The sequence below is a fragment of the Streptomyces sp. NPDC025273 genome, assembly GCF_040638585.1.
GTDB classification, from domain to species: Bacteria; Actinomycetota; Actinomycetes; order Streptomycetales; family Streptomycetaceae; genus Streptomyces; species Streptomyces cinereorectus.
The window spans coordinates 544,360-562,082 of the sequence record NZ_JBEZYP010000001.1 but is presented as its reverse complement, the minus strand read 5'-3'; the positions used below and the strand labels follow the sequence as shown (position 1 = coordinate 562,082).

Annotated in this window: 18 protein-coding genes; 3 read left to right on the top strand and 15 right to left on the bottom strand. The window is 70.9% G+C overall.

What is annotated here, in order from left to right:
* Positions 1 to 35 precede the first annotated feature (35 nt).
* Entirely contained in the window at positions 36 to 1,820 is a 1,785-nt protein-coding gene (gene leuA, locus AB0F38_RS02340; RefSeq protein WP_361885327.1) for a 2-isopropylmalate synthase, read from the bottom strand.
* A gap of 292 nt (positions 1,821 to 2,112) precedes the next feature.
* On the opposite strand from leuA, the gene AB0F38_RS02335 reads away from it, so the two are divergent.
* Positions 2,113 to 3,186: a M4 family metallopeptidase gene (locus AB0F38_RS02335; protein WP_361885324.1), complete on the top strand. Its 1,074-nt coding sequence runs from the start codon at positions 2,113 to 2,115 to the stop codon at positions 3,184 to 3,186.
* A gap of 53 nt (positions 3,187 to 3,239) precedes the next feature.
* A complete protein-coding gene (locus tag AB0F38_RS02330; protein WP_361885321.1) occupies positions 3,240 to 3,506 on the top strand; it encodes a protealysin inhibitor emfourin in 267 nt (88 codons plus the stop codon).
* Positions 3,507 to 3,554: 48 nt separating this feature from the next.
* On the opposite strand, the gene AB0F38_RS02325 is transcribed toward AB0F38_RS02330, so the two are convergent.
* The 7 genes from AB0F38_RS02325 to AB0F38_RS02295 all read right to left on the bottom strand — a co-directional run bounded on the left by AB0F38_RS02325 (position 3,555) and on the right by AB0F38_RS02295 (position 9,454).
* The gene (locus AB0F38_RS02325) at positions 3,555 to 4,580 is read right to left on the bottom strand and encodes a GTPase Era (RefSeq protein ID WP_361885319.1); all 1,026 of its coding nucleotides are present in this window, start codon (positions 4,578 to 4,580) and stop codon (positions 3,555 to 3,557) included.
* Positions 4,581 to 4,631: 51 nt separating this feature from the next.
* Positions 4,632 to 4,985 (bottom strand): cytidine deaminase, encoded by a 354-nt coding sequence (locus tag AB0F38_RS02320; protein WP_361885316.1) that lies wholly within the window; start codon positions 4,983 to 4,985, stop codon positions 4,632 to 4,634.
* A 75-nt stretch (positions 4,986 to 5,060) separates the two neighbouring features.
* A complete protein-coding gene (locus AB0F38_RS02315) occupies positions 5,061 to 5,414 on the bottom strand; it encodes an MmcQ/YjbR family DNA-binding protein (protein ID WP_361885313.1) in 354 nt (117 codons plus the stop codon).
* On the bottom strand, positions 5,411 to 6,694 hold the full coding sequence (locus AB0F38_RS02310) for a hemolysin family protein (RefSeq protein ID WP_361885310.1): 1,284 nt from the start codon (positions 6,692 to 6,694) through the stop codon (positions 5,411 to 5,413). Before AB0F38_RS02310 ends, AB0F38_RS02315 begins: the two co-directional genes overlap by 4 nt.
* On the bottom strand, positions 6,691 to 7,188 hold the full coding sequence (gene ybeY, locus AB0F38_RS02305) for an rRNA maturation RNase YbeY (RefSeq protein ID WP_361885307.1): 498 nt from the start codon (positions 7,186 to 7,188) through the stop codon (positions 6,691 to 6,693). Before ybeY ends, AB0F38_RS02310 begins: the two co-directional genes overlap by 4 nt.
* Before the next feature lie 12 nt (positions 7,189 to 7,200).
* On the bottom strand, positions 7,201 to 8,223 hold the full coding sequence (locus tag AB0F38_RS02300) for a PhoH family protein (RefSeq protein ID WP_361885305.1): 1,023 nt from the start codon (positions 8,221 to 8,223) through the stop codon (positions 7,201 to 7,203).
* Between the two features lie 127 nt (positions 8,224 to 8,350).
* Positions 8,351 to 9,454 carry a PfkB family carbohydrate kinase gene (locus AB0F38_RS02295; RefSeq protein ID WP_361885302.1) on the bottom strand — a complete coding sequence of 368 codons (1,104 nt, stop codon included), beginning with the start codon at positions 9,452 to 9,454 and terminating at the stop codon, positions 8,351 to 8,353.
* A gap of 386 nt (positions 9,455 to 9,840) precedes the next feature.
* On the opposite strand from AB0F38_RS02295, the gene AB0F38_RS02290 reads away from it, so the two are divergent.
* On the top strand, positions 9,841 to 11,199 hold the full coding sequence (locus tag AB0F38_RS02290) for an MFS transporter (protein ID WP_361885299.1): 1,359 nt from the start codon (positions 9,841 to 9,843) through the stop codon (positions 11,197 to 11,199).
* Here the strand turns inward: AB0F38_RS02290 and AB0F38_RS02285 are convergent.
* The 7 genes from AB0F38_RS02285 to hrcA form a co-directional block, all read right to left on the bottom strand.
* Entirely contained in the window at positions 11,163 to 12,155 is a 993-nt protein-coding gene (locus AB0F38_RS02285; RefSeq protein ID WP_361885296.1) for an adenosine deaminase, read from the bottom strand. The two genes, AB0F38_RS02290 and AB0F38_RS02285, sit on opposite strands and share 37 nt — an antisense overlap.
* A 10-nt stretch (positions 12,156 to 12,165) precedes the next feature.
* On the bottom strand, positions 12,166 to 13,074 hold the full coding sequence (locus tag AB0F38_RS02280) for a ribonuclease Z (RefSeq protein WP_361885293.1): 909 nt from the start codon (positions 13,072 to 13,074) through the stop codon (positions 12,166 to 12,168).
* 15 nt (positions 13,075 to 13,089) lie between these two features.
* Positions 13,090 to 13,449, bottom strand: a complete 360-nt coding sequence (locus AB0F38_RS02275; RefSeq protein WP_361885290.1) for a histidine triad nucleotide-binding protein — start codon at positions 13,447 to 13,449, stop codon at positions 13,090 to 13,092.
* A 148-nt stretch (positions 13,450 to 13,597) separates the two neighbouring features.
* The gene (locus AB0F38_RS02270; RefSeq protein ID WP_361885287.1) at positions 13,598 to 14,344 is read right to left on the bottom strand and encodes a 16S rRNA (uracil(1498)-N(3))-methyltransferase; all 747 of its coding nucleotides are present in this window, start codon (positions 14,342 to 14,344) and stop codon (positions 13,598 to 13,600) included.
* Positions 14,341 to 15,414 (bottom strand): nitronate monooxygenase, encoded by a 1,074-nt coding sequence (locus AB0F38_RS02265; RefSeq protein ID WP_361885284.1) that lies wholly within the window; start codon positions 15,412 to 15,414, stop codon positions 14,341 to 14,343. The genes AB0F38_RS02270 and AB0F38_RS02265 overlap by 4 nt, the downstream gene beginning before the upstream one ends.
* A 130-nt stretch (positions 15,415 to 15,544) precedes the next feature.
* Positions 15,545 to 16,684: a molecular chaperone DnaJ gene (gene dnaJ, locus AB0F38_RS02260; protein ID WP_361885281.1), complete on the bottom strand. Its 1,140-nt coding sequence runs from the start codon at positions 16,682 to 16,684 to the stop codon at positions 15,545 to 15,547.
* Positions 16,685 to 17,701 carry a heat-inducible transcriptional repressor HrcA gene (gene hrcA / locus AB0F38_RS02255; protein ID WP_361885278.1) on the bottom strand — a complete coding sequence of 339 codons (1,017 nt, stop codon included), beginning with the start codon at positions 17,699 to 17,701 and terminating at the stop codon, positions 16,685 to 16,687.
* Positions 17,702 to 17,723 lie beyond the last annotated feature (22 nt).

The window sequence follows — 17,723 nt, the reverse complement described above, 5'->3', positions numbered from 1 at the left end:
CTTATCGGATGTTTGTCCGCCGTGCCGCGAGAGTGTCAGCGGGTCGCGCGGTTGACCGCGGAGACGACCGCCTTGAGCGAGGCGCGCGTGGTGTTGGCGTCGATACCGATGCCCCACAGCACCTTGCCGTCGATCGCGCACTCGATGTACGAGGCGGCCTGGGCGCTCGCACCCTCGCTCATCGTGTGCTCGGTGTAGTCCAGCAGGCGGGCGTCGATGCCGATCGCCTGCAGCGCTTCGAAGAACGCGGAGATCGGACCGTTGCCCGTACCGGTCAGCACGGTGTCCGCGCCGTCGACGGTGGCCTCGACCGTGATCGTGTCCTGGCCGTCCGAACCGGTGGTGGTCTGACCGGAACGGATCTGGACGCGCCCCCAGGCGTCGTCCGGGTTGGGCAGGTATTCGTCCCGGAAGGTCGACCAGATCTGACCCGGCGTGACCTCGCCGCCCTCGGCGTCGGTCTTGGCCTGAATGATCCGGGAGAATTCGATCTGCATCCGGCGCGGCAGGTCGAGCTTGTGGTCGTTCTTCAGGACGTACGCGATCCCGCCCTTGCCGGACTGCGAGTTGACCCGGATGACGGCCTCGTAGGAGCGGCCGACGTCCTTCGGGTCGATCGGCAGGTACGGCACCGCCCATTCGATCTCGTCCACGGTCTTCCCCAGGGCGGCCGCGTCGGCCTCCATGGCGTCGAAGCCCTTCTTGATGGCGTCCTGGTGGGAGCCGGAGAAGGCCGTGTAGACCAGGTCGCCCGCGTAGGGGTGGCGCGGGTGGACCTCCATCTGGTTGCAGTACTCGCTGGTGCGGCGGATCTCGTCGATCTGCGAGAAGTCGATCTGCGGATCGACGCCCTGCGAGAAGAGGTTCATGCCCAGGGTGACCAGGTCGACGTTGCCGGTGCGCTCGCCCTGGCCGAACAGGCAGCCCTCGATGCGGTCTGCGCCCGCCATGATGGCCAGCTCGGCCGCGGCGACAGCGGTGCCGCGGTCGTTGTGGGGGTGCACGGACAGGCAGACGTGTTCGCGGCGGGACAGGTTGCGGGACATCCACTCGAACCGGTCCGCGTGCGTGGACGGCGTCGAACGCTCCACGGTGGCGGGCAGGTTCAGGATGATCTCGCGGCCCTCCTCCGGCTGCCAGACGTCGCAGACGGCCTCGCAGACCTCCAGGGCGAAGTCCAGCTCGGTGTCGGTGAAGATCTCCGGGCTGTACTGGTAGCCGAAGATCGTGTCGTCGCCCAGGATCTTGTCCGCGTACTCCATGACCAGCCGGGTGCCGTCGACGGCGATCTGCTTGACCTGCTCCTTGGAGCCGCGGAAGACCACGCGGCGGAAGGTGGGCGCGGTGGCGTTGTACAGGTGCACGGTGGCGCGGCGCGCACCGACCAGCGACTCCACGGTCCGCTCGATCAGCTCCTCGCGGGCCTGCGTCAGGACGGAGATCGTCACGTCCTCGGGGATCGCGCCCTCTTCGATGATGGAGCGTACGAACGCGAAGTCGGTCTCGCCGGAGGACGGGAAGCCGACCTCGATCTCCTTGTAGCCCATGCGTACGAGCAGGTCGAACATCTCGCGCTTGCGGGCGGGGGACATCGGGTCGATCAGTGCCTGATTGCCGTCCCGCAGGTCCGTGGACAGCCAGCGGGGCGCCCGGGTGACGCGGTTGTCCGGCCAGGTGCGGTCGGAGATGTCCACGGCCTCGTACCCGCGGTACTTGTGGACCGGCATCCCGGAAGGCTTCTGCAGCTGCGTCGCGTTGGTGACCGGGGTGGGTCCACCCACGGGGGCAGCGGCGTTCTCGGCGTGGTGTACGGCAGTCATGGCGTAGGGCTCCTCTGGGGTCCAGCAGGGGCGGCCGACTGTGTCGCTGCAACAGCGAACTCCGCGGGGAGGGAGCCGGCCTACGACTACAGGCCCTCGCCGCGGCAGCTAAGAAGGAGCAGCCCGAAACGCATGATGCGGCAACACTAACCGAGGGGCGCCTGATACGTCGTTCCGTATCAGTATGCGGGATCATGCCCAGGTGAGGGCGAAACAGTGACTCATCACTCTATTTCGTCAATTCCCGTCGCAACCAGTGACAGCACAATCACGGAGTGCCACAGTTGGGTGCATGCAGCCTCGCACCAACGGGTTCCAGCCCGTCTTCTGCACCATCGTGCCGCCCCACCTCCTCGACAAGCTGTCCCAGGCCGACGACCCGCTCCTGGCCGGTCCCGCCCGGCGCACCCTGGAGGCCGACGGGGTGCGGCGCCACCACCGGCAAATGACCGCGATGGCCTGGGCGCCCCACCCGCCGCGCACCGCGGATCCGGTCCCCACCAAGCCCCACCGCACCGTGTACGACTGCCGCCACGGCACGGACCTGCCGGGCCACAGGGTCCGCGACGAGGGCGACCAGGCCACCGGTGATGCCAGCGTCAACCGCGCGTACGCGGGACTCGGCGCCACCTTCGAGCTGCTGCTCACGGAATACGGCCGCAGCTCGATCGACGGCAAGGGACTGCCGCTGACCGGCTCCGTGCACTACGACGAGAAGTACAACAACGCGTTCTTCGACGGCGAGCAGATGGTCTTCGGGGACGGGGACGGGGAGATCTTCCTCGACTTCACGGTCGCCATCGACGTGATCGCCCACGAACTGGCGCACGGACTGACCCAGTACACGGCGAACCTGACGTACGAGGGCCAGTCGGGCGCGCTCAACGAGTCGGTGTCGGACGTGTTCGGCTCGCTCGTCAAGCAGTACTCGCTGGGCCAGAGCGCCGAACAGGGTGACTGGCTGATCGGCGCGGGGCTGCTCGCGCCCCGGGTGAGCGGGGTCGCGCTGCGCTCGATGAAGGCTCCGGGCACGGCGTACGACGACGACGTGCTCGGCAAGGACCCTCAGCCCGCCTCGATGGACGACTACATCGAGACGGACGAGGACAACGGCGGGGTGCACCTCAACTCCGGCATCCCCAACCGTGCCTTCCATCTGCTGGCCACCGCGCTCGGCGGCCACGCGTGGGAGCGGGCCGGCCGGATCTGGTTCGACGTCCTGACCGGGGGTGAGCTGGCCCGGAACGCCGACTTCGCGGACTTCGCCCGGCTGACGGTCACGACGGCCCGGAGCAGGTTCGGCGAGGGCGACGAGGTGGAGGCCGTGCTGAAGGCCTGGTCGGAGGTGGGCGTGCCGACCGGATGAGCGGGTAGGTACGAGCGGTCCGTCCGGGCGGGATCAGGCAGGAGCCGGTACGCATGCGCATTCAGGTGAGCCGGACCGGCGGGTTCGCCGGCATCGCTCGTCGTGGTGAGGTCGACACCTCGGGGCGGCCGGACGCCGCGGAGTGGGAGGCCCTGGCAGAGGCGGCGCTCGCCGCCGGCCGGGGCGGCCCGCCCGCAGGGGTGCCGGACGGCTTCCACTACCGGATCACGGTCGGCGACCGGACCGTCGACTGCGCGGACCCGCGGCTGACCGAGGCGCAGCGGGCATTGGTCTCCCGGGTCCTGAAGGAGGGCGCGTAGCCCCGGCGTACCGCTCTCGCGGGGACCGCCGGGGCTACGGCGTACCGCTCAGAAACCCAGCTTGCGCAGCTGCTTGGGGTCGCGCTGCCAGTCCTTGGCCACCTTCACATGCAGGTCCAGGAAGACCGGCGTGCCCAGCAGGGCCTCGATGTGCTTGCGGGACTTCGTGCCGACGTCCTTCAGCCGCTGGCCCTTCGGGCCGATGATGATGCCCTTCTGGCTGGGGCGCTCGATGTAGACGTTCGCGTGGATGTCGAGCAGCGGCTTGTCCGCCGGACGGTCCTCGCGCGGCAGCATCTCCTCGACGACGACCGCGATGGAGTGCGGCAGCTCGTCGCGTACGCCTTCGAGCGCGGCCTCGCGGATCAGCTCCGCGACCATGACCATCTCGGGCTCGTCGGTGAGGTCGCCCTCCGGGTAGAGCGGCGGGCTCTCGGGGAGCAGGGGGGCGATCAGGTCGGCCAGCAGGCCGACCTGGCCCGCCCCTCGCCCACCACCCTTGTTCGGGGCGCTGCGTCCCGCCTCCTGCTCCTCCTTGACGGCGGAGACCGGGATGATCTCCGCCCACTCGAAGCCGAGCTCGTCGGCGAGGCGGGAGACGGCCAGCAGCTGCTCGGCGAGCGCCTTGGAGTCGACCAGGTCGGACTTGGTGATGATCGCGATCTTCGGGGTCTTCTTGATCCCGGCGAGTTCCCTGATGATGAACTTGTCGCCGGGGCCGAGCTTCTGGTCGGCGGGCAGGCAGAACCCGATGACGTCGACCTCGGCCCAGGTGGTCCGGACGACGTCGTTCAGCCGCTCCCCGAGCAGTGTGCGCGGCTTGTGGAGTCCCGGTGTGTCCACCAGGATCAGCTGTGCGTCCGCACGGTGCACGATGCCTCGCACCGTGTGCCGGGTGGTCTGGGGGCGGTTGGAGGTGATCGCCACCTTCTGACCGACCAGAGCGTTCGTGAGGGTGGACTTGCCCGCGTTGGGGCGGCCCACGAAGCAGGCGAAGCCGGCCCGGTGGGGGGCGTTGTTCTCAGCCTGCTGCGCAGCAGCTTCTGTGTTCGGTCGAGCGCTCATGGCGCCCATTCTCCCCGATCCCGGCGGCGGCGTTGCACAGCAGGGCGGCGCCGCACCGGTTCAGCCCGCGGACACGGAACTCCGGAGCGTCCCGTCGGGGCCGGCGAGCAGCACGGGTGTGCCGGGTCCGCCCAGGTCACGGACGGCTGCCCGGTCCTCGGCCGAGGGGGCGGCGGCCTCGGAGACGATGGCGGCGGCCTCCAGGGATGTGGCACCGCCGGCCACCGCCATCGCGACGGCGGTCTGCAGCGCGCTGAGCTTCAGCGAGTCCAGGGCCACGGTGCCCGCGGCGTACGTACGTCCCGTCTCGTCCCGCACGGCGGCACCCTCCGGCACTGCGTTGCGGGCGCGGACGCTGCGGGCCAGCGTGACGATCTTGCGGTCCTCGGGTCCGAGGTCGTTGCTGTCGGTCATGTGCTGAGCATACGAAGCGGGCGGGCACATCACCAGGTCCGGGCGGGCACCCGCGGCTGGGCGGACCCCACGGCCCTACGGCCGGTCCAGCCGGAGGCGCTCCGCCTTCGGAAGACCGGCCACCACCAGGTCGTAGCTGTCCTCGACGAGCTCCCGGACCATCCGGCCCGGCAGCTTCTGGACGGTCACCGTGTTCCAGTGCCGCTTGTTCATGTGCCACCCCGGTTCGATCGCGGGGTGCTCCTCGCGAAGCCGCACCGCGTCGTCCGGATCGCACTTGAGGTTGACCTTCAGCGGCCTCCCGTCCAGCGCGCTGAGGGCGAACATCTTCCCGAGGACCTTGAAGACCGAGGTCTCGGGTCCGAAGGGGAACTCCTCGGCGCTCGCGTTGAACTCCAGGCAGAACGCGCGCAGTTCCTGGGGCGTCATTCCGGTTCCGTTCCCTCCGGTTCCACCAGCACCGTGACGATCTTGTTCCTGCGGCCGGCCGGGGACTCCGCCGTCAGCCGCAGCCTGCGCCCGTCGGGAAGGTCCACCACCGCCGAGGCTCCGGAGATCGGGACGCGCCCGAGGGCCTTCGCCAGCAGGCCGCCGACCGTCTCCACGTCCTCGTCGTCGTACTCGTCGAGTCCGAACAGCTCCCCGAGGTCGCCGATGTCGAGCCGTGCGGTCACCCGGTAGCAGCCGTTCTCCAGCTCCTGGACCGGTGGGAGCTCGCGGTCGTACTCGTCGGTGATCTCGCCGACGATCTCCTCGAGGATGTCCTCGATGGTGACGATGCCGGCCGTGCCGCCGTACTCGTCGATGACGACGGCGACGTGGCTGCGGTCCTGCTGCATCTCGCGCAGCAGGTCGCCCGCGTTCTTCGTGTCGGGGACGAACGCGGCGGGGCGCATCGCCGTGGAGACCAGGTCGGCCTCAGCCTCCCGGTTGACGTGCGTCTTGCGGACCAGGTCCTTGAGGTAGACGACGCCGACGATGTCGTCCTCGTTCTCCCCGGTGACCGGGATCCGCGAGAAGCCCGAACGCAGGGCGAGGGTCAGCGCCTGGCGGACCGTCTTGTAGCGCTCTATGCAGACCAGGTCGGTGCGGGGCACCATCACCTCGCGTACGAGGGTGTCGCCGAGCTCGAAGACCGAGTGCACCATGCGGCGCTCCTCGTCCTCGATGAGCGACTCCTGCTCGGCGAGGTCGACCATCGCACGCAGTTCGGCCTCGCTGGCGAAGGGGCCCTTTCGGAAGCCCTTGCCCGGGGTCAGCGCGTTGCCGATGAGGATCAGCAGCTGCGGGATCGGGCCCATGATCCTGGCCAGCGGCAGCAGGACGTACGCCGCAGCGGTGGCGGTGTTCAGCGGGTGCTGGCGGCCGATGGTGCGCGGCGAGACCCCGATGGCCACGTAGCTGACGAGGACCATCACGCCCATGGCGACGGCCAGCGCCTCCCAGGTCTCCGGGAACTCCTTCAGGCAGGCGTATGTGACGAGCACCCCGGCCGACATCTCGCAGGCGACCCGCACGAGCAGGGCCACGTTGAGATAGCGGGTGGGGTCGGCGGCGACCTGCTCCAGCTTGGCGCTGCCGCGCCGCCCGGCCCGGACGGCCTCCGCCGCCCGGAAGCTGGACGTGCGCGCGATGCCGGCCTCGGCGCAGGCGGCGAGCCAGCCGACGACGACCAGCAGGACGGCGCCCGAGATGAGGGGGACGCTCACGAGACGGTGGGGGCGGGGGACGGGCCGGTCAGCCCGCGCTCACCGCGCCAGCCGTCGACGATGGCCGCCTGGAGGCCGAACATCTCGGCCTTCTCGTCCGGCTCCTCGTGGTCGTAGCCGAGGAGGTGCAGCACCCCGTGGACGGTGAGGAGCTGCAGCTCCTCGTCCATGGAGTGCTGGGTGTCCGCCTCTTCGCCCTGCTTCTTCGCGACCTCCGGGCAGAGCACGATGTCGCCGAGGAGCCCCTGCGGGGGCTCCTCGTCGTCCTTGGCCGGCGGACGGAGTTCGTCCATCGGGAAGGACATGACATCCGTCGGGCCGGGAAGGTCCATCCACTGGATGTGGAGCTGCTCCATGGCGGCGGTGTCCACCACGATCACCGAGAGTTCGGACAGCGGGTGGATCCGCATCCGGGCGAGGGCGTAGCGGGCGATGTCGAGGATCGCCTGCTCGTCGACCTCGGTTCCGGACTCGTTGTTGACGTCGATCGACATGGTGCGCTGCGACTACTTCCCGTTGCGGCCGTTGCGGCCCTCTTCGTTGTCGTACTTCTCGTACGCGTCGACGATACGGCCGACCAGCTTGTGCCGGACGACATCCTGGGAGGTGAGCCGGGAGAAGTGCACGTCCCGCACGTCTTCCAGGATCTCCTGGACCTGACGCAGACCGCTCTTCGTCCCGCTCGGGAGGTCGACCTGGGTGACGTCGCCCGTGACGACGATCTTCGAGTCGAAGCCGAGCCGGGTGAGGAACATCTTCATCTGCTCGGCGCTGGTGTTCTGCGCCTCGTCGAGGATGATGAAGGCGTCGTTCAGCGTACGGCCACGCATGTACGCCAGCGGCGCCACCTCGATCGTGCCCGCCGCCATCAGCCGCGGGATCGAGTCGGGGTCGAGCATGTCGTGCAGCGCGTCGTAGAGCGGGCGCAGATACGGGTCGATCTTGTCGAAGAGCGTGCCGGGCAGGAAGCCGAGCCGCTCCCCCGCCTCCACGGCGGGCCGGGTCAGGATGATCCGGCTGACCTGCTTGGACTGCAGGGCCTGGACCGCCTTGGCCATGGCGAGGTAGGTCTTGCCGGTGCCCGCGGGGCCGATGCCGAAGACGATGGTGTGCTTGTCGATCGCGTCGACGTACCGCTTCTGGTTGAGCGTCTTGGGGCGGATGGTGCGGCCGCGGTTGGAGAGGATGTTCTGGGTGAGCACCTCCGCGGGGGTCTCGGCGCCGTCCCCGGTGCCGTTCCCGCTCGCCCTGAGCATGGCGATCGAGCGTTCCACAGCGTCCTCCGTCATCGGCAGCCCGGTGCGGAGCACCAGCACCATCTCGTCGAACAGGCGTTGGATCAGGGCGACGTCCGCCGCGCTGCCAGTCGCGCTGATCTCATTGCCCCGGACATGGATGTCGACGGCCGGGAACGCCGTTTCGATCACGCGCAGCAGGGAGTCGCCCGATCCCAGGAGCATCACCATCGGGTGTGCGGCAGGAATCCTGATCTGGGCTCGCGCCTGCGGCTGTATAGGTGACTGAGTCATGGGCCGGCCCTCGGGCCTGCGCATACCTCCCGTTGCAGGGCAGTCGCTGCTCGACGGCCTCTGGAGTACCAGCGTACGACTCCGCGCCGACAACACCGAGAGGTTTTACCGGGTGATCATCAGCCCTTCACTGGCGGAAGCCGATGGTCGGGACGGCGCGGCGCAGCGGCCAGGCCCGGCTCGTGGCGGGCAGCAGTTCCTCCAGGAACGCGTACCGCTCCAGTGCCGCCGGGTCCTGGTCGGCGCAGGTGCGTACCTGCTGCCACCAGCCGGCGATCTCCGCCCAGCCGGGTGCGGACAGCGATCCGCCGAACTCCTGGACCGAGAGCGCGGCGGTCAGTCCGGCGAAGGCGAGCCGGTCGGCGAGCGGCCAGCCGGCCAGGGTGCCGGTGACGAACCCGGCGACGAAGACGTCGCCCGCCCCGGTGGGGTCCAGCGCCTGAACGGCGATGGCGGGCACGTCGGCAGCGGTCCCGGTCGCCCGGTCCACGGCGTACGCACCCTCCGCGCCCAGGGTGACGACCGCGAGGGGCACCCGTTCGGCCAGGGCGTGGGCGGCTGCGCGCGGGCAGTCGGTGCGGGTGTAGCGCATCGCCTCCTCGGCGTTGGGGAGGAAGGCCAGGCAGTGCCCGAGGTCGGGCAGGGCGTCCAGGTCCCAGCGGCCGGTCTCGTCCCACCCGACGTCGCCGAAGACCAGGGCGCCGTTACGGGCGGCGCCCGCCACCCACGGCTCACTGCGGCCGGGGGTCAGCGACGCGATGGCGGCGCGGGCCCGCGGCGGGCAGCGCGGGAGCGGGCGGCCGGGCTCGGCGGCGGGGGCGGGGGCGGGCGCCTCGTGGCCGTGCGAGACCATCGTGCGCTCGCCCTCGTAGGCCATGGAGACGGTGACCGGAGAGTGCCAGCCGGGGACCGTGCGCGACATCGACAGGTCGATGCCCTCACCCTGTTCCAGCGCGTCCCAGCAGTACTCGCCGTAGTGGTCGTCCCCGAACGCGGCGGCCAGCGAGGTGCGCAGGCCGAGCCGGGCGAGTGCGGTGGCCATGTTGGCGACGCCGCCGGGGCTGGAGCCCATCCCCCGGGCCCAGGACTCGGTGCCGCGCACGGGCGCCCTGTCCAGGCCGGTGAAGATGATGTCCAGGAAGACCGGGCCGGTCAGGAAGACGTCGCAGGCCGGGTCCTGCGGGGCGCGCAGCCCCACCAGCGGGTCGATGCCTGAGGTTTCTGTGCTCACCGTGCGCTCCCGGCCGTGGCGGATCTGGACAGTGCGAGATCCGGTCAGTGTGCCCGAATCGCTCGCGTATCCGGAGGGTCCGCGCCGTGGCGCTCACACTCGCTCCGACCTGCGCAAACGTGAGCTGCTACCCGGCCGGAAGACACGTAAACCCACAAGTGACCCAGATCACATCGGGGCAGCTTTCCGTCCGCTGTGCACGCTTGATACAAATTGGCCCGCGAGCACCGTTCGGGACAGTTGCCGACGAGTGTCGCATCTCCCGCTTTTTCTTGCTTCGCCCTCCCCTGCGCCACCCCCCGCTCCCCCCTGCCCGGATCTGCCGGGCCCCGCCTCACCCTCCCCTGCCTTCTTCTGCCTCTTCTGGCATGTCCTCAGGAACGCCCATGTCCTCGCGCCCCCGCGCCGCGTGGCCCCTGGTCGCCGTGTTCACCGCCGGTTACCTCGCCGCCTATCTGCTCCCCACCGTCGTCGGCCGTCTCAGCACCTCTCTGGGGCTGAGCTCCGCCCAAGCAGGTCTGGTCGGCAGTGCGCTGCTGCTGAGCTCGGCCTCGGCCGGTTTCGCCCTGGCGGGACGCGTCGAGCGGTACGGGTCACGGAGTCCGGCGCGCGTCGGACTGGTGCTGGCCGTGCTGGGCTACGGCTGCGCCGCGCTGACCGCGTCGGTGCCGCTGGTGGTCGCGGGTGTCGTGGCCGGCGGATTCGGCTCCGGCACGGCGACGGCGGTCGCGGCGGCCGGCATCGCCGCCGAGCGCGATCCGCACCGGACCTCTTCCCTGGGGCTGCTCAGCGTCTCGGCGACGGCGGGCCTCCTCTATCTGACGGTCCCCCACCTCGGCGGCGGCCACCGCCTGCCGTTCGCTTCGGTCGCCCTGGTCGCGCTGCTCGCCTGGCCCGCCACGTCCCGGCTGGGCGGCCCCCTGCCCGTGGGCGCCGCCACGACCGTCCAGGGTCGGCTGCCGCACCGCCGTTCGGGCCTGGTGCTGGCGGGCGGGATGCTCGTCTGGTCCATGGCGCAGAACGCCCTGTGGGGGGTCAGCAGCCGGATCGGTGTCGTCCAGGTGGGGCTCTCCGAGGTGACCGTCGGCGCGGTGTTCGCGGCCGCGCTGGGGGCAGGGCTCCTCGGCGTCTTGGGTGCCGGGATGCTGGGCGCCCGGCTCGGCCGTGCCGTGCCGATCGGGCTCGGGACCGTGATCATCGCGATGAGCATCGTGCTCAGCTCCTCGGCCGACGACCTCGGTGCCTTCGCGACCGGCGAGATCACGTGGAACGCCTTCTACCCGGTGGTCCTGTCGTATCTGATCGGTCTGGCGGCCTCGCTGGACGTACGCGGCCGCTGGGCGGTCCTGGCGGGCTCGGCCTCGTCGGTCGGCGTGGCCTGCGGACCCGTACTCGGCAGTGTGCTGTCCGAGCAGGCCGGCTACGCGGTGATGGGCCTGATCCTGGGCGCCGCCACGCTGCTGGTCGCCGCCCCCGTGACCGCCGTCGCGCTGCACACCGGCGGGCGCCCGCTGGTTCCCGGCTCCGTCCGCCGCAGGGGTGGTGCCCCGGCGGCGCTGCTCGCCGCGACGACCGGCAGCCTGTCCGGCGCGGTGCCCAAGCTGGGAGCACCGGAGCAGGCCGTCACGGAGATCAGCGTTCCCGCGCTGCGCCGCAGGCGGCTCGTCAGGAGCGCGTTCCGGACGGCCGGCCCGGCGGGCGGATCCGGTCAGTCGAACGCGTACGCCTCGACCTCGGACAGGTAGCGCGCCCTTCGTTCCTCGTCGTGGTCGAGGAAGGCCGCCTCGAAGGAGTTCCGGGCGAGGGTGCGCAGCTGCTCGCGGTCCAGGCCGAGCGCCTCGTGGACCGCCTGGAAGTTGTCTCCCGCGTATCCGCCGAAGTAGGCGGGGTCGTCGGAGTTCACCGTGCAGAGCAGCCCGGCGGCCATCATGGCAGGCAGCGGGTGGTCCTCCAGGGTGTCGACCGCACGCAGCCGTACGTTGGACAGCGGGCAGAGCGTCAGCGGGATCCGCTCGGAGACCAGCCGGTCCACCAGCTCCGGGTCCTCCATGCAGCGCAGTCCGTGGTCGACGCGCTCGACACCCAGGACGTCCAGGGCCTCGCGGATGTACTCCGGCGGACCCTCCTCGCCGGCGTGGGCGACCTTGCGCAGGCCGAGGGCCGTGGCCGCCGCGTACACCTCGCGGAATTTCGCGGGCGGGTGGCCGGCCTCCGCCGAATCGAGGCCGACGGCGCTGATGCGGTGCAGGTACGGCTTCGCGGCTTCCAGGGTCTCCAGCGCCGACTCGGCGGACCGGTCGCGCAGGAAGCACATGATCAGCTGGGTGGAGATGCCGTGCGTCTCCTCGCTGCGCTCCAGCGCCCTGCCGAGCCCTTCGACGACGGTGCCGATCGGGACACCGCGGTCGGTGTGGGCCTGCGGGTCGAAGAAGATCTCCGCGTGGCGGACGCCCTGGGCGGCGGCGCGGGCGAGGTAGGCGTCGGCCAGTTCGGCGAAGTCGTCCTCGGTGCGCAGTACCGCCATGAGGGCGTAGTAGAGGTCGAGGAAGCTCTGCAGACCGTCGAAGAGGTAGGCGGTGCGCAGCTCCTCGGTGTCCGCGTAGGGCAGGTCCACACCGTTGCGTCCGGCGAGGGCGAAGGCCAGCTCGGGTTCGAGGGTTCCTTCGATGTGGAGGTGGAGTTCGGCTTTGGGGAGGTGCACAGGGTTCTCGTTACTGGTGGCGGGTGGGTACGGGGACCGTGATCAGGTCCTGGGCGATGGTCAGTTCGCCTTCGAAGCCGGCTGCCCTGGCCTGGCGCTCGAAGGCCTCGGGGTCGTGGTAGCGCTGCGAGAAGTGCGTCAGCACGAGGTGCCGTACGCCTGCTTCCTTCGCCACCCGGGCCGCCTGGCCGGCGGTCAGGTGGCCGTGGTCGGCGGCGAGCCGGCTGTCCTCGTCGAGGAAGGTGGACTCGATGACCAGCATGTCGCAGCCCTGGGCGAGCGCGTACGCGCCGTCGCAGAGCCTGGTGTCCATGACGAAGGCGAACCGCTGCCCGCGCCGGGGCTCGGAGACCGCGTCGAGCGGGATGCCGCGCAGGACGCCGTCGCGCTGGATCCGACCCACGTCCGGACCGCGGATGCCGTGCTCGGCGAGCTTCTCGGGGAGCATGCGCCGCCGGTCGGGTTCGGTCAGACGGTAGCCGTAGGACTCGACGGGGTGCGAGAGCCGGTGGCTGTCGAGGGTGTACGCCTCCGTGGTGGCGAGGACCCCGTCGGAGGCGACCGGGACCTCGGCCAGGTCGACGGACCGGCGGTAGGCCGTCGCGTACCGCAACCGGTCGAAGAAATGCTGCCCGCTCGCCGGGAAATGGGCGGTGACAGGGTGCGGGACCTGGTCCAGGTTGATCCGCTGGATCACCCCGGCCAGCCCCAGCGAGTGGTCCCCGTGGAAGTGTGTGACACAGATCCGGTTGATGTCATGGGCGGCCACACCTGCCCGCAGCATCTGACGCTGGGTGCCCTCGCCGGGGTCGAAGAGGATGCCCTCGCCGTCCCAGCGCAGCAGATAGCCGTTGTGGTTGCGGTGACGGGTAGGGACCTGGCTGGCGGTGCCGAGGACCACGAGTTCGCGTGCGGACACGGTGCGCGGACCTGTCTAGCCGGGGGGCCACTGCATCCCGCGTCCGCCCATGACGTGGGCGTGCGCGTGGAAGACGGTCTGGCCCGCACCGGCACCGGTGTTGAGCACGATGCGGTAGCCGCTCTCGACGATCCCCTCGGCGGCGGCGACGAGGCCTGCCTCGCGCAGCACGTCCGCGGCGATCTGCGGTTCGGCTCCGGCGAGCGTGGCGGCATCCGGGTAGTGCGCCTTCGGGATGACGAGGATGTGCGTGGGGGCCTGCGGGTTTATGTCGCGGAAGGCGACGGTCGTGGCGCTCTCGCGGACGATGGCCGCCGGGATGTCGCCGGTGACGATCTTGCAGAACAGGCAGTCGGTCTGCGGCTCTCCCGCCATGGCCCGGCCTCCTCGGTCTTGGGTGATCGTGATCAGTACACCGGCATGCTATCCGGCCGTGCCCGGCGGGTGGCCGGTCAGCGTGTCCAGGGCCTGTCGGGGGCGCCGCCGGCTCCCCGGGGGCGGCACCCTGGCGGCCTGCGGGTGCTCAGCCCCAGCGCCCGGTGCGTCCCATCAGAAGTGCCGCCGCGGCCGTCCCCGCGGTCGAGGTCCGCAGCACGCTGGGGCCGAGCCTGTACGCAGGCGCTCCCGCCTCGGCGAACACGGCGAGTTCCTGGGGGGAGACCCCGCCCTCGGGGCCCACGACCAGCACGATCGAGCCCTGGGCGGGGAGTTCGGCGGTGGCGAGCGGCGCGCTGCCGGTCTCCCGGTCCTCGTGCAGGACCCCCGCGAAGTCGGCCGCGGCCAGCAGCCCGGCGACCTGCCTGGTCGTCATCGCGTCCGCGACCTCCGGGAACCGCACCCGGCGTGACTGCTTCCCCGCCTCCCGGGCGGTGGTGCGCCACTTCGCCAGGGATCTGAGCCCGCGGTCGCCCTTCCACTGGGTGATGCAGCGTGCCGCCTGCCAGGGCACGATCGCGTCGACGCCCGTCTCGGTCATCGTCTCGACGGCGACCTCCCCGCGGTCACCCTTGGGCAGTGCCTGGACGACCGTGATCCGGGGCGCGGGCGCCGGCTCCTCGTGGACCGTGGCGAGGCCGGTGACGACGAGCCGGTCCTTGCCCTCGGCCGCCCGCACGACGCCTTCGGCCCAGCGGCCCTGCCCGTCGGTCAGGACGAGGTCCTCCCCCGGGTTCAGCCGTTTCACGGACACGGCGTGCCGTCCCTCGGATCCCTCCAGAACGAACTCCGGCCCGCTGGGCATGCGTTCCACGACGAAGACCGATGCCGTCACCGGGCACTCCTCCCACTCACTGCCGCGCGTGCGGCTTCCGTTTCGGCGGCGAGCAGTTCCACGAGTTCCCCGGCGGGCAGCTCGCGTGCCATCCGGTGGCCCTGGCCGGCCCACAGGGCCATGCCCTGGGCGTCGCCGGCCTTGGCCGCCGCCCTGCGCAGCCCGCTGGTCAGCTGATGGACCTGCGGGTAGGCCGCGGGCGCGTACCTGCCGTGCTCACGTACGAAGCGGTTGACCAGCCCGCGCGCGGGGCGGCCGGAGAAGGCCCGGGTCAGGGTCGTCGTCACGAACAGCGGGTTGGTCAGTGCCTGCTTGTGCAGCGGATGCGCTCCGGACTCGGGGCAGACCAGGAAGGCCGTGCCGAGCTGCGCCGCGTCGGCGCCCGCCGCGAGCACCGCCGTGATCTGGGAACCGCGCATCAGCCCGCCGGCCGCGACGAGCGGCAGCCGCACGCTCTCGCGGACCTCGGCGACGAGGGTGAGAAGACCGGTTCCGGTGAGGCCGCCCTGCGGGTCGTCGCGGTGCGTCGACTGGTGGCCGCCCGCCTCGGTCCCCTGGACGCAGACCGCGTGGGCGCCCGCCCACTCGGCGTTTCGCGCCTCCTGGGGCGAGGTGACGGTGACGACGGTGAGCGTACCGGCCGCGGCGAACGCGTCGAGGACCTCGCGGGTGGGGCAGCCGAAGGTGAAGGAGACCACGGGGACCGGATCCTCCAGCAGGATCGCGACCTTGGCCTCGTAGCCGTCGTCGCCGCTGGAGTCCGGGTCGCCGAGCGGGGTCTCGTACCAGGAGGCCTCACCGGCGAGCTGGTGGCGGTAGACCTCCACGGCGCTCGGGTCGGCGAGCAGGGGCTGCGGCATGAAGAGGTTGACGCCGAAGGGCCGGGCGGTCAGCCGGCGCAGCTCTTTGATCTCGTGGTACATCCCGTCCGCCGTCTTGTAGCCGGCGGCCAGGAAGCCGAGCCCTCCGGCGTCGGCGACGGCCCCGACCAGCTGCGGGGAGGAGACACCGCCCGCCATCGGGGCCTGCACGATCGGATACCGGCAGAGATCGGTCAGCGCCAAGGACATGACGGCATCGTGCCACGTCCTGTGCGGCGCGCCGAATCAGCCGGCGGCCGCCGGGAGGTCCGGCCGCCGTACGCGCACCGCCCGCCGGTACGGGACCGGCGGGCGGTGCGGTGACGACGTCGTGCCGGGTTCAGCGGCCGTTGAAGGCGTCCTTCAGCCGGGAGAACAGGCCCTGCTGGCCCGGCTGGAACTGACCGGTGGGCCGCTCCTCGCCGCGCAGCTTCGCGAGCTCCCGCAGGAGGCGCTCCTGCTCGGGATCCATCTTCGTCGGGGTCATGACCTCGACGTGCACGATGAGGTCGCCGCGCCCGCCGCCGCGCAGATGCGTGATGCCGCGCCCGTGCAGCGGGACCGACTGGCCGGACTGGGTGCCGGGCCTGATGTCGATCTCCTCCAGCCCGTCCAGCGTCTCCAGCGGCACCTGGGTACCGAGCGCCCCGGCTGTCATCGGGATGGTGACGGTGCAGTGCAGGTCGTCGCCGCGCCGCTGGAACACCGCGTGCGCCAGCTCGTGGATCTCGACGTACAGATCGCCGGCCGGGCCGCCGCCGGGGCCGACCTCTCCCTCGCCCGCGAGCTGGATGCGGGTGCCGTTGTCGACGCCCGCGGGAATCTTCACGGTGAGGGTGCGCCGCGAGCGGATGCGGCCGTCACCGGCGCACTCGGGGCACGGGGTCGGCACGACGGTGCCGAAGCCCTGGCACTGCGGGCAGGGCCGCGAGGTCATGACCTGGCCGAGGAAGGACCGGGTGACCTGGGAGACCTCGCCGCGGCCGCGGCACATGTCACAGGTCTGCGCGGAGGTGCCGGGGGCCGCGCCCTCGCCACTGCAGGTCGTACAGACGACCGCCGTGTCGACCTGGATGTCCTTGGTCGTGCCGAAGGCCGCCTCGTTGAGGTCGATCTCCAGCCGGATCATGGCGTCCTGGCCGCGCCGGGTCCGCGAACGGGGCCCGCGCTGGCCGGCGTTGCCGAAGAACGCGTCCATGATGTCGCTGAAGTTGCCGAAGCCGCCGGCTCCGAAGCCGCCCGCGCCGCCGCCACCGCCGGAGGCGGACAGCGGGTCGCCGCCGAGGTCGTAGACCTGCTTCTTCTGCGGGTCCGACAGCACCTCGTAAGCGGCGTTGATCTCCTTGAACCGCTCCTGGGTCTTCGGATCCGGGTTGACATCCGGGTGCAGCTCGCGGGCGAGCCTGCGGAATGCCTTCTTGATCTCGTCCTGAGATGCGTCGCGGCGCACGCCGAGTACGGCGTAGTAGTCCGTGGCCACTTACGACTCCGCCAGGATCTGTCCGACGTAACGTGCCACTGCGCGTACCGCTCCCATCGTTCCGGGGTAGTCCATGCGGGTCGGTCCGACCACGCCGAGTTTGGCGACTGCCTCGTCGCCCGAACCGTAGCCGACCGCGACGACGGACGTGGAGGTGAGGCCCTCGTGGGCGTTCTCGTGCCCGATCCGTACGGTCATGCCTGAGTCCGTGGCCTCACCGAGCAGCTTCAGCAGGACGACCTGTTCCTCCAGCGCTTCCAGCACCGGCCGGATCATCACAGGGAAGTCGTGCCCGAAGCGGGTGAGGTTGGAGGTGCCGCCGATCATCAGCCGCTCCTCCGTCTCTTCGACCAGAGTTTCGAGAAGGACGGAGAGCACCGTCGAGACGGTCCCCCGGTCCTCGTTCTCGAAGGACTCCGGCAGGTCCTGCACCAGTTGCGGAACGTCCGTGAAACGGCGTCCGACGACCCGGCTGTTGAGCCGGGCCCGCAGATCGGCGAGAGAGGTCTCGCCGAACGGGGCGGGGCAGTCGATCATACGCTGTTCGACCCGGCCCGTATCCGTGATCAGTACGAGCATCAGGCGGGCCGGAGCGAGCGAGAGCAGTTCCACGTGTCGCACCGTCGAACGGGTCAGCGAGGGGTACTGCACGACGGCGACCTGCCGGGTCAGCTGCGCGAGCAGCCGGACCGTGCGGCCCACGACGTCGTCGAGGTCGACCGCGCCGTCGAGGAAATTCTGGATGGCCCGGCGCTCCGGCGAGGACAGGGGCTTGACGCCCGCGAGCCTGTCGACGAAGAGCCGGTATCCCTTGTCCGTGGGGATGCGCCCCGCACTGGTGTGGGGCTGGGCGATGAAGCCCTCGTCCTCCAGCACGGCCATGTCGTTGCGGACGGTGGCCGGGGAGACCCCGAGTCTGTGCCGCTCCGTGAGCGCCTTGGAGCCCACGGGCTCCTCGGTGCCGACATAGTCCTGGACGATGGCGCGCAGCACTTCGAGTCTGCGTTCGCTGAGCATCGCGCACACCTCCAGCTGTGGT

Excerpts from the sequence above, each read along its gene's own strand:
- AB0F38_RS02320 (WP_361885316.1), bottom strand. The coding sequence starts at position 4,985 with ATGACCGACAGCAACGACCTCGGACCCGAGGACCGCAAGATCGTCACG.
- AB0F38_RS02330 (WP_361885321.1), top strand. The coding sequence starts at position 3,240 with ATGCGCATTCAGGTGAGCCGGACCGGCGGGTTCGCCGGCATCGCTCGT.
- AB0F38_RS02315 (WP_361885313.1), bottom strand. The coding sequence starts at position 5,414 with ATGACGCCCCAGGAACTGCGCGCGTTCTGCCTGGAGTTCAACGCGAGC.
- AB0F38_RS02335 (WP_361885324.1), top strand. The coding sequence starts at position 2,113 with ATGCAGCCTCGCACCAACGGGTTCCAGCCCGTCTTCTGCACCATCGTG.
- ybeY (WP_361885307.1), bottom strand. The coding sequence starts at position 7,188 with ATGTCGATCGACGTCAACAACGAGTCCGGAACCGAGGTCGACGAGCAG.
- AB0F38_RS02325 (WP_361885319.1), bottom strand. The coding sequence starts at position 4,580 with ATGGGCGCCATGAGCGCTCGACCGAACACAGAAGCTGCTGCGCAGCAG.
- AB0F38_RS02290 (WP_361885299.1), top strand. The coding sequence starts at position 9,841 with ATGTCCTCGCGCCCCCGCGCCGCGTGGCCCCTGGTCGCCGTGTTCACC.
- AB0F38_RS02265 (WP_361885284.1), bottom strand. The coding sequence starts at position 15,414 with ATGTCCTTGGCGCTGACCGATCTCTGCCGGTATCCGATCGTGCAGGCC.
- hrcA (WP_361885278.1), bottom strand. The coding sequence starts at position 17,701 with ATGCTCAGCGAACGCAGACTCGAAGTGCTGCGCGCCATCGTCCAGGAC.
- leuA (WP_361885327.1), bottom strand. The coding sequence starts at position 1,820 with ATGACTGCCGTACACCACGCCGAGAACGCCGCTGCCCCCGTGGGTGGA.
- AB0F38_RS02275 (WP_361885290.1), bottom strand. The coding sequence starts at position 13,449 with ATGGCGGGAGAGCCGCAGACCGACTGCCTGTTCTGCAAGATCGTCACC.
- AB0F38_RS02300 (WP_361885305.1), bottom strand. The coding sequence starts at position 8,223 with ATGACTCAGTCACCTATACAGCCGCAGGCGCGAGCCCAGATCAGGATT.